The sequence below is a fragment of the Rhodococcus sp. BUPNP1 genome (assembly GCF_002215235.1).
Classification (GTDB): domain Bacteria; phylum Actinomycetota; class Actinomycetes; order Mycobacteriales; family Mycobacteriaceae; genus Rhodococcus.
On the sequence record NZ_NERM01000039.1, the window covers coordinates 20202 to 28892 of the forward strand.

General features: G+C 68.3%; 10 protein-coding genes. 2 read left to right on the forward strand and 8 right to left on the reverse strand.

The window, feature by feature from the left end; all coding sequences use genetic code 11:
• The gene (locus B9C99_RS23730; RefSeq protein ID WP_088899557.1) at positions 1 to 534 is read right to left on the reverse strand and encodes a hypothetical protein; all 534 of its coding nucleotides are present in this window, start codon (positions 532 to 534) and stop codon (positions 1 to 3) included.
• 177 nt (positions 535 to 711) lie between these two features.
• On the opposite strand from B9C99_RS23730, the gene B9C99_RS23735 reads away from it, so the two are divergent.
• The gene (locus B9C99_RS23735; RefSeq protein ID WP_016691529.1) at positions 712 to 1614 is read left to right on the forward strand and encodes an SDR family oxidoreductase; all 903 of its coding nucleotides are present in this window, start codon (positions 712 to 714) and stop codon (positions 1612 to 1614) included.
• A gap of 87 nt (positions 1615 to 1701) precedes the next feature.
• Here B9C99_RS23735 and B9C99_RS23740 read toward each other — a convergent pair whose 3' ends face one another.
• The 6 genes from B9C99_RS23740 to B9C99_RS23765 all read right to left on the reverse strand — a co-directional run bounded on the left by B9C99_RS23740 (position 1702) and on the right by B9C99_RS23765 (position 7126).
• Positions 1702 to 2379, reverse strand: a complete 678-nt coding sequence (locus B9C99_RS23740; protein ID WP_088899564.1) for a polysaccharide deacetylase family protein — start codon at positions 2377 to 2379, stop codon at positions 1702 to 1704.
• A 160-nt stretch (positions 2380 to 2539) separates the two neighbouring features.
• Positions 2540 to 3157, reverse strand: a complete 618-nt coding sequence (locus B9C99_RS23745; protein WP_088899558.1) for a (2Fe-2S)-binding protein — start codon at positions 3155 to 3157, stop codon at positions 2540 to 2542.
• A gap of 9 nt (positions 3158 to 3166) precedes the next feature.
• Complete coding sequence (locus B9C99_RS23750; protein ID WP_088899559.1) at positions 3167 to 3994, reverse strand: glycosyltransferase; 828 nt, start codon at positions 3992 to 3994, stop codon at positions 3167 to 3169.
• Positions 3991 to 4983, reverse strand: a complete 993-nt coding sequence (locus tag B9C99_RS23755; protein WP_088899560.1) for a glycosyltransferase — start codon at positions 4981 to 4983, stop codon at positions 3991 to 3993. Before B9C99_RS23755 ends, B9C99_RS23750 begins: the two co-directional genes overlap by 4 nt.
• Positions 4980 to 6059: a glycosyltransferase family 4 protein gene (locus B9C99_RS23760; RefSeq protein WP_088899561.1), complete on the reverse strand. Its 1080-nt coding sequence runs from the start codon at positions 6057 to 6059 to the stop codon at positions 4980 to 4982. Before B9C99_RS23760 ends, B9C99_RS23755 begins: the two co-directional genes overlap by 4 nt.
• The gene (locus tag B9C99_RS23765) at positions 6056 to 7126 is read right to left on the reverse strand and encodes a hypothetical protein (protein WP_088899565.1); all 1071 of its coding nucleotides are present in this window, start codon (positions 7124 to 7126) and stop codon (positions 6056 to 6058) included. The genes B9C99_RS23760 and B9C99_RS23765 overlap by 4 nt, the downstream gene beginning before the upstream one ends.
• A gap of 189 nt (positions 7127 to 7315) precedes the next feature.
• On the opposite strand from B9C99_RS23765, the gene B9C99_RS23770 reads away from it, so the two are divergent.
• Complete coding sequence (locus B9C99_RS23770) at positions 7316 to 7894, forward strand: TerD family protein (RefSeq protein ID WP_016691538.1); 579 nt, start codon at positions 7316 to 7318, stop codon at positions 7892 to 7894.
• A gap of 61 nt (positions 7895 to 7955) precedes the next feature.
• On the opposite strand, the gene B9C99_RS23775 is transcribed toward B9C99_RS23770, so the two are convergent.
• The gene (locus B9C99_RS23775; RefSeq protein WP_026061007.1) at positions 7956 to 8609 is read right to left on the reverse strand and encodes a hypothetical protein; all 654 of its coding nucleotides are present in this window, start codon (positions 8607 to 8609) and stop codon (positions 7956 to 7958) included.
• Between the last annotated feature and the right edge of the window lie 82 nt (positions 8610 to 8691).

The window sequence follows — 8691 nt, forward strand, 5'->3', positions numbered from 1 at the left end:
CTACCGGCGACCGGTCCGCAGCGGATGCGGCCGGGGCGGGACGTCCGTGGGCGACCGGCTCAGCACGATCGGCAACCACTGCGACGTCATCACGATCATGACCAGCCATTCGGCGATCAGCGCGGCGGTGGGGTGATGCGGAGCGTTCGTGATCATCCCCGCCTGCGACCAGTACGCCAACAGTCCGAAGAACGACGACAGTCCCGAGCCGAGCATCGCGAGCGACGCCAGTTTCCACCGTCGCAGCCACAACGCCAGCGTCGAGATCACCACCCCGAACACGAGGGCCAGGACCGCGAAGATCCGCAGCGGCACGGCCACGGGCGCGGTGTCGCCGAACCAACTGCCGAAGACCGTCCACGACCACGCCGACGACGTCTGCGGAAGCACCATGCACACCGTCAGGACGACGACGCAGATCGCCAGGACCCGTCCGCGGCGACCGGCGTCGAACTCCCCGGCGACCTTCTTCTCGATCCGGGCGAAGTCGTTCCGATAGGCCGACAGGTCCGCGCTCGTACCGTCCGCGCTCATGCCTCGACCTCTCCGTTCCGACACATGGGTGGCCATTATGCGCCGGACGCCGATGTGACCTCGCTCATGTCGTCCACCTGCAATTATGCTCCGACACAGCCGTCGGGAGGGGTGCCGGTGTGGCGCTGTGGTGCATCGGGTACCGCCCCATACGAACCCGATCGAGGGAGGGCGAGAATGCCGGACCAGGACCAGTACCGCATGCAGCACCCGGGAGAACAGCACCCGGTTCCGCCGCTCGAGGAGCAACCGGAGATCGCCTACCCCGGCGCGACCGCCGATCTCCTCTCCGCGCCCGACCACGGTGAGGCGACGTATCGGGGGAGCGGACGACTCGAAGGTCGCCGCGCGCTGATCACCGGTGGTGATTCCGGTATCGGACGGGCGGTCGCGGTCGCCTTCGCGCGGGAGGGCGCCGACGTCGTCCTGGCCTATCTCGACGAGGAGGACGAGGACGGCAAGCGGACCGCCGAACTCGTCGAACAGGCGGGACGCCGCGCGGTGCGCATGCCCGGCGACATCCGGGAGGAGGAGTTCTGCCGACGATTGATCGACACGACGGTGTCCGAACTCGGCGGCATCGACATCCTCGTCAACAACGCCGCCTATCAGCATCTCGAACCCGGCGGCATCGGTGACATCTCCACCGAGCAGTTCGACCGCGTGATGAAGACGAATCTCTACGCCCTGTTCTGGCTGTCGAAGTTCGCCGTCGCCGCGATGGGGCCGGGTTCGACGATCGTCAACACCACCTCGATCCAGGCAGTGAGCCCGTCGCCGGGTCTGCTCGACTACGCCACCACGAAGGCCGGCATCGTCGACTTCACGAAAGGCCTCGCCTCCGATGTGGCGAGCAAGGGTATCCGCGTCAATGCGGTTGCACCCGGCCCGATCTGGACGCCGCTCATTCCGGCCACGATGCCGAAGGATGCGTACGAGCAGTTCGGCAAGGACACCCCGCTCGGTCGCCCCGGCCAGCCCGCCGAACTCGCCCCGGCCTACGTCTTCCTCGCCTCCCAGGAGTCGAGCTACATCACCGGGGAGACCATCGCCGTCACCGGCGGAGTCCCGTTCACCTGACGACTTCGGGACCGACCGGATCAGAGCGCGAAACGGTCATCGGAGCGCGTAATTGCGCGCACCGATGACCGATTCGCGCTCCGCTGTTCACGAGGGCTGCATGTCGAGCAGTTCCGACACCGTGACGAACCGGTACCCCTCGGCGCGCAGGCCGTCGACGATCCCAGGAATCGCCTCCAGCGACGCCGTCCGGGAGGGATACATGACGTGCAGCAGGACGATCGAGCCGGGACGTGTCTCGTCGAGCGCGGTCTGCACGATCGTGTCGGTGTCGGACGAGTCGGAATCCGGTTCGACGTCCCACATCACGGTGGTGCGGTCGTGCTGGTCGAGATAACGGGGGAGCGCGACGAGCTTCTTGCCGTAGGGCGGGCGGAAGGTGATCTCCCCGTCGAACCCGGTCTCCCGGATCGCCGCGTCGGTGCGCTCGATCTCCTCGGCCACCGTGCCGCCACCGACGAGCATCATCCTGCGGTGCGTCGCGGTGTGGTTGCCGAGTTCGTGGCCGGCCTCGACGATGGCCCGGCCGAGCTCGGGTCGTTGTTCGAGTTCCGATCCGGTGACGTAGAAGGTGGCCGGGACGTCGGCGTCCTCGAGGGTCTGCAGGACCTGCGGGGTGAGAGCGCTCGGCCCGTCGTCGAGAGTCAGCGCGACCACCTTCTCGGGCGTCTCCACCCGATGGACGAGGGCCCCGAACAACTGGAAGGTGCGCGAGTTCGCGAGCTGGAAGATCGCGACCGCGGCGACGACCAGCACCCCGATCACCGAGGACACGACAACGAGAATTCTTCGACGACGTGAGCTCATCCGGGGCATTCTGCCTCATCGTCCGAGACCACGAAACGACGCGGAGCCGGAGCGGCGCGCGAAACGGTCATCGGAGCGCGTAAGTGCGCGCACCGATGACCAAGTCGCGCTCTGCTGTTCACGATCGGAAGACGCAGTCGCCGCACAACCCGCCACCGGGCATGCGGTAGTAGAGGCAGCAGCTACGACGTCGACCGGTTCTCGGGTCGAGGGCGTCGGCGAGACGCGGATCGCTCATCAGGGCGTCGACGTGGGGTCGCGCATCGGCGCCGATCATCTGCGCCGCCCCGACCAGGGCCGATGCCGTGTTGCCCCACAACGCACCGGACGCGATCACCTCGCTCCATGCGTCGACGAGCGGTTCGACCTGCACGTCGAGCACTTCGACCGCCGCTTCGCCACCGAACTCCGGGTCGACGATGTGCAATTGGAGGCCGGCGTCGTCGCGCCACAACAATTGCCCGGGATCGAGCCGGACACACCGGCCGGAGTCCACGACGGAACCGACAGCCACCGACCACAGACGTGCCACGTAACCGAAGAAGAACGTCGACGCCGCGACCCGCATCTCGTCGGTGCCCATCCGCGCGGCAGTCGTGGCCACCAGAGCGTCGCGGACAGCGGGATCGCGCAGATCGGAGGTCGGACGCCACGTGTCGTCGACGGGACCGGTACCCACCCGGAAGTACGGGCTCCACGCACCGATGCGTTCGAGCATCCCGACGACCTCGGACACGGATTCCCCTCAGGGTCGAGGCGAGGTCACCTTCCTCCATCGCCGCTCGTCCGCATCGTATTGGACGAGGCCCATCCGCTCGAACTCGTCGAGCCACCCCCGCATCGGCCACCACCCCCAACGCTGGTGGAACAGCGCGGCATTGGTGAGGATGTCGTCGAGATGCTCGACCGGTGGGCTCGACACCGGGTGGTACTGGTGGAAGGCGTGGGCGCCGCCGACCCAGGCCATGGGGACTCCGGCACGGGCGGCCTTCTGTCCGAAATCGGTGTCCTCGCCGCCGTATCCGCTGTAGGCGGTGCAGAACCCACCGATGCGATCCCATACGAGCGACCGGGCTGCGAAGGACAGCGACCAGAACAATTCGTGCCTGTCGTCCAGCGTGATCTCGTGATCGGGCGGGAACGGCCGCGCCGGATGCGGAGCGATCGAGTCACCCAGCCGGGCGAGGTCGTAGCCGTCGGGTCCCGGTTCGGGCAGGTAGGTGACGGGGCCGTTGAGCAGTGCGGCCGGGTGCCGACCGGCCGCCTCGGCATACCGTTCGATCAGGTCGGGAGCCGGGATGCAGTCGACGTCGAGGAAGACGAGCAGATCCGACGACGCCGTCCGCGCGCCCAGATTCCGCGCTTCTCCGACCGGCAGTTTCGCGGAGTCGACGTCCATCTCCACCACCCGCGCCGGCGAGCCGGCCGTGGCGACGACCTCCGCGACCTCCGGATCACCCATCGCGACGACGATGTGCTCGTCGGGTGTCCGGGTGCTGCATGCGAGGCCGTCGAGTTGCCGTCGTAGATGGGTGCTGCGACCCGCAGCGACGGTGACGACCGAGACCGTCACGATCTCTCCGCTAGTTCGTCCAGGATCGCAGCCGCACGTGCCGCGGCACCGTCGACCTGCCAGCGTTTCCATTCGACGGGGTCGAGACCGCGTGCTCGCTCGATCAGTTCGGGCCAGCGGTCCGGGTCGGGCCACCCGTCGAGCCCCACCGCCAGTCCGGCCTTCTCCAGAGCCGTTGCGGTGGAGTGCTGTTCGTCGAACGGTCGGGGTTCGGCGATGACGACTGCAGGTCGCGCGGCGGCCGCGATGTCGGCGACGGTGTTCTGACCCGCGTGCCCGATCACGACGTCGGCGCCGGTGAGGACGGGCCACGGGTCGTCGATCCACGGACCACCGGCGACACCGAGACCCTCCCACTCGTACTGAGGGAAGCGCGACGAGAATCGGTGCAGGTCGTCGACGGTGATCGACGACCCGCCGCTGCCGCTCATGACGAGGACCTTCGGCTTCTCACCGACTGCCGGCGCGGGTGCCGGGCGACCGTCGAAACGGCTGATGCCGCCGACGTACGAGGTCTGATACGAGCGCAGCCAGTGCGGGTCGTAGACGTCCTGCGACCACGGTGCGATGAGATGGTCGGCGACGCTGTAGGCCAGCATGTGCGCGGTGTCTGTGCGTTCGCCCGGCATCGCGAGCACCACCACAGGGACGCCGTACAGGCGGGCGAGGAGAGTCACCTCGACCGACACGTCCACCACCAGCAGACTCGGGCGGGTCGCGGCGATCCACGAACCGAGCGCGTGCATGCGCTCGCGCAGACCGTCGTCGTGGGTGGGCACCCAGTGGAGGACGTCGTGGGCCGTCGGATCCTGGGCGGTGTCGACGGCGAGGTCGTCGCGGGGGAGCAGCACCACGTCGTCGAAGGCATCGGCGGCGGTGCCGAGCGGCGCCGACGACAGTGCCGTCACCGGCGTCCGCAGACGCGCGCAGATGCTGCTCGCGCGGGTACGGTGCCCGTGCCCGTGGTGATGGATGTAGTAGCCGATCATGCCGCTCCCGCGAGTTCCCGGTACAGCGAGACGTAGGCGTCGACCATCGTGCGCTCCGAACAGCGCTGCTCCGCGCGGGCTCGAGCGGAGGCACGGGACAGGCCGGCCGCGCGGGGTATCGCCGCGGCCAGGCCGTCGATGTCGTCCGGCGCGACCAGGCATCCGCTGCTTTCGTCGACCACCTCCGGGATGCCGCCGCGCGCGAAGGCCACCACGGGTGTGCCGCACGCGAGGGACTCGGCGACGACGAGCCCGTACGGTTCGTCCCACTGTGGGGTGATGAGTGCCGCTGCCGAACTCCCCACCGCAGCAGCGAGATCCGGCTGGGAGAGATGACCGAGATAGGTCACGTCGGGACCGAGGAACGGTTCGACGTGCTCCGCGAAGTACCCGCGGTTGCTGATCGGGCCCGCGATCCGCAGCCGGTAACCGGCCCGGCGCGCGGCCTCGATCGCGAGATGTGCACCCTTCTCCGGTACGAGGCGACCGAACCAGATCAGGTCCTCACCACCCGAACCGACCGGCCACGCTCCGAGGTCCACACCGTTGGGCACGACCGCCACCGGACCGGGCGTGGCGTGTTCCCAGGCCGACGCGGTGTGCCGGCTGACCGCGACGAACGTGCCCGGGCATCCCCCCGGGGTCGCCATCGCCGACTCGAGCCACGGCGTCGGCGGCGTGTGCAGCGTGCAGAGCAACGGGGTGCGCAACATGCGGGCCATCGCGATCGGCAGGTAGTGCAGGCTGTGGTTGTGCACGACGTCGAAGGCATCGGCGGACGGGCCGGCGAGATCGAGCATCAGCGACAGATAGGCGTGGTGGTCGCCGAGGAAGCCGTTCGCCGGGGGCATCGACACGTCGCTGCGTGCGAGTTCGCTGACCTCGAACGACGGCACCTCGAGGAACGAGGCCGGAAGTTCCGGATCGGATTCCGGTGCGGCGAAGAGCGTCACCTCGTGGCCGTCCTTGCCGAGCGCGTGGGCGAGATGCCACACGTGCGCTTCGAGTCCGCCGGCGAAGGGCTGGCGGATCGGATACCTGTTCGACGCGATGAGCGCGATGCGCAACGGCGTCATGATCCGCTCCGGCCGCTCATCGCCCGCAGGTAGATGTCACGGTGTGCGCGTGCCAGCGCGCGACGTTCGTCCATACGCTGCGACCAGTCGGCTCGCGGAAGATCCCTGCTCTCGTACAGTTCTCGCACGCACCGGTCGAGCGAGTCGGCGTCGAAGGTGTCCTCGTCGTAGGTGTACACACCGCACCGGCGCTGCTCGCCGTAGAAGCCGCAACTCGGCGCGACCACCGCGGTGCCGAGGTCGAAACACGCCTCGAGCCAACCCGAATGGGTTCCGAAACGGTAGGGCAGCACCGACACCGACAGATCCGAGAGGTACTGCCACAGTTCGTCGTCGGAGAAGTACGGATGCACCCGCACGTCCACCCGGGGGTGCTCCCCGTACTGCAGGATGCGGGAACCGGTGTCCGGGTTGTACCAGTACGCATTGTCGGGATCGAAGATCTCGTCGTGCACGTTGATCTGCAACACCGCGTCCGGAAGGGACTGCACGGTCTCGGCCAGCGTGTCGAGCACCGGGAACAGATCCATGTTCGCGCGCAGGCTCTTCGCGTGGACACCCACGACGAACGGGTTCTCGTCGCGACGCGGTCGTTCGAGCCAGTGTTGTTCGACGACGTGCGGGTGCGGCAGGACCGTCGCCTCCCGTCCCCAGCGCAGACGGATCCGCTCGGCAGCGCCCGGCGTGAGGGTGATCAGTTCGTCCGCGGCCGGGATCAGCACGTCGAGTTGCTTGTGGTGTTCACCGGGCGTGGGATGGTGCGGGTTCCGCAGGTCGTGCACCGTGTACACGAGAGGCTTGTCGTGCTCGGCGAGTTCGGCGACGACGTCCTGCAGTTGCTCCGCACCGATCGCGTCGAAACCGAAATGGATATGGAAGACGTCGAATTCCTCGTGGTGGTCGCTCACCCAGCCCGGTTCGAGCATCAACGGCGGCCACCAGCCCCCGGGAACCTTGCGGCCGTCGGCGGGAACCGGATCCGTCAACCGGATCACGTCGTCGCCCTCCGGGCACGCGAGGTGCCTCACGTAGACGTGCGACGCAGGAACCGACGCGACTCGAATCACCACAGCCGACCCTCTTCTCCCTCACGCGACATCCGGCGTACATACCGAATGGCCGGGAACGCCGTCCCCGGCCATCGTCCGGTGCACTGCGACTACCCCTGCGGGACGGCCTTCACACGTCCCTGCCCGACTCGTCCGGTCTTCACTAGGGTGGCGGTAGGCAACGATCATCGAGCGAGAGGATTCGGTATGGGTGTGAGCTTGGCCAAGGGCGGCAACGTTTCGCTGTCGAAGGAGGCTCCGAACCTGACGGCGGTGACGGTGGGTCTCGGCTGGGACGTGCGCGCGACGACCGGCGCGGACTTCGATCTCGACGCCAGCGCACTGCTGACGGGCGAGAACGGCAAGGTCCTGTCCGACCAGCATTTCGTCTTCTACAACAACCTGCGTTCGCCGGACGGCTCCGTCGAGCACACCGGCGACAACCTCACCGGTGAGGGCGAGGGCGACGACGAGAGCGTGAACGTCGACCTCGTCGCCGTTCCCGCGGAGGTCAAGTCGATCGTCTTTCCGGTGTCGATCCACGACGCCGACGCGCGCGGCCAGTCGTTCGGCCAGGTGCGCAACGCGTTCATCCGCGTCGTCGACCGCGCCGACGGCCGGGAACTCGCCCGCTACGACCTCACCGAGGATGCGTCCACCGAGACCGCGATGGTCTTCGGCGAGCTGTACCGCCACGGTGGCGAGTGGAAGTTCCGCGCCATCGGCCAGGGCTACGCCTCCGGCCTGGCGGGCATCGCGCGGGACTACGGGGTCAACGTCGGCTGAGCCGACAGAGGGTCGACGTCGGCTGAGCCGACAAAATGTCGACGTCGGCTGAAAATGGGTCTCAGCGGACGAGCTTCCACTTCTTGTCGTGCCGGTAGAAGGTCGACCGCTTGAGAGCCCGGGGGTTCGCGACCCCGTCGCGGGTGACGACCGCGGCGGGGGAACCCAACTGCATTGCCCGGCCCGTCAGCCACTTGTAGCCGCCGAACCAGCGCGGGCGGTCGATCGCGGCCCGTAGACCCGGCATCGCCGGTGTGGGTTCGACGCGGATGCCGGGCACCGTGCCGGAGAACAGGCGGGTGTCGTCGACGTAGGCCTCCCCGACGAGCGCGTCGCCGTTCTCCCCGCACAGCAGCGCACGGCCGACGAGGGCGATACCGGCGTCGTCGCGGATGAGCGGCAACGGCTTCGCGACCCCCTGCAGGGCGACGGTGGCGGCCTTCGACCCCGTCCGCAGCCCGTACGCCTCCGTGGCTGGGGTGCGCTTCTCCGGGACGTACGCGATCTCCAGGTCGAGACGTTCGGTGCGCATCAGCCGGGTGACGGTCGCGGCGAAGGCCGCGTCGTCGCCGACGACGACCAGACGAGGGTCCTCCACCGACTCCAGGTGGGCGAAGACGTCCTCGAAGTCGTCCTTCTCGGGGAGGGCAGGCGCAGACAGTGCGGTCACGGGGGTCAGCGCCAACGGCAATGGCACGTCACCGCATCTGAGCACTACCGGGGTCAACGGGTCTCCTCGAGGGGTCGGGTTCGTCGGGCTCTCGGCTGCGTCCACTCTAATGGGAAGGCGGTGGGGG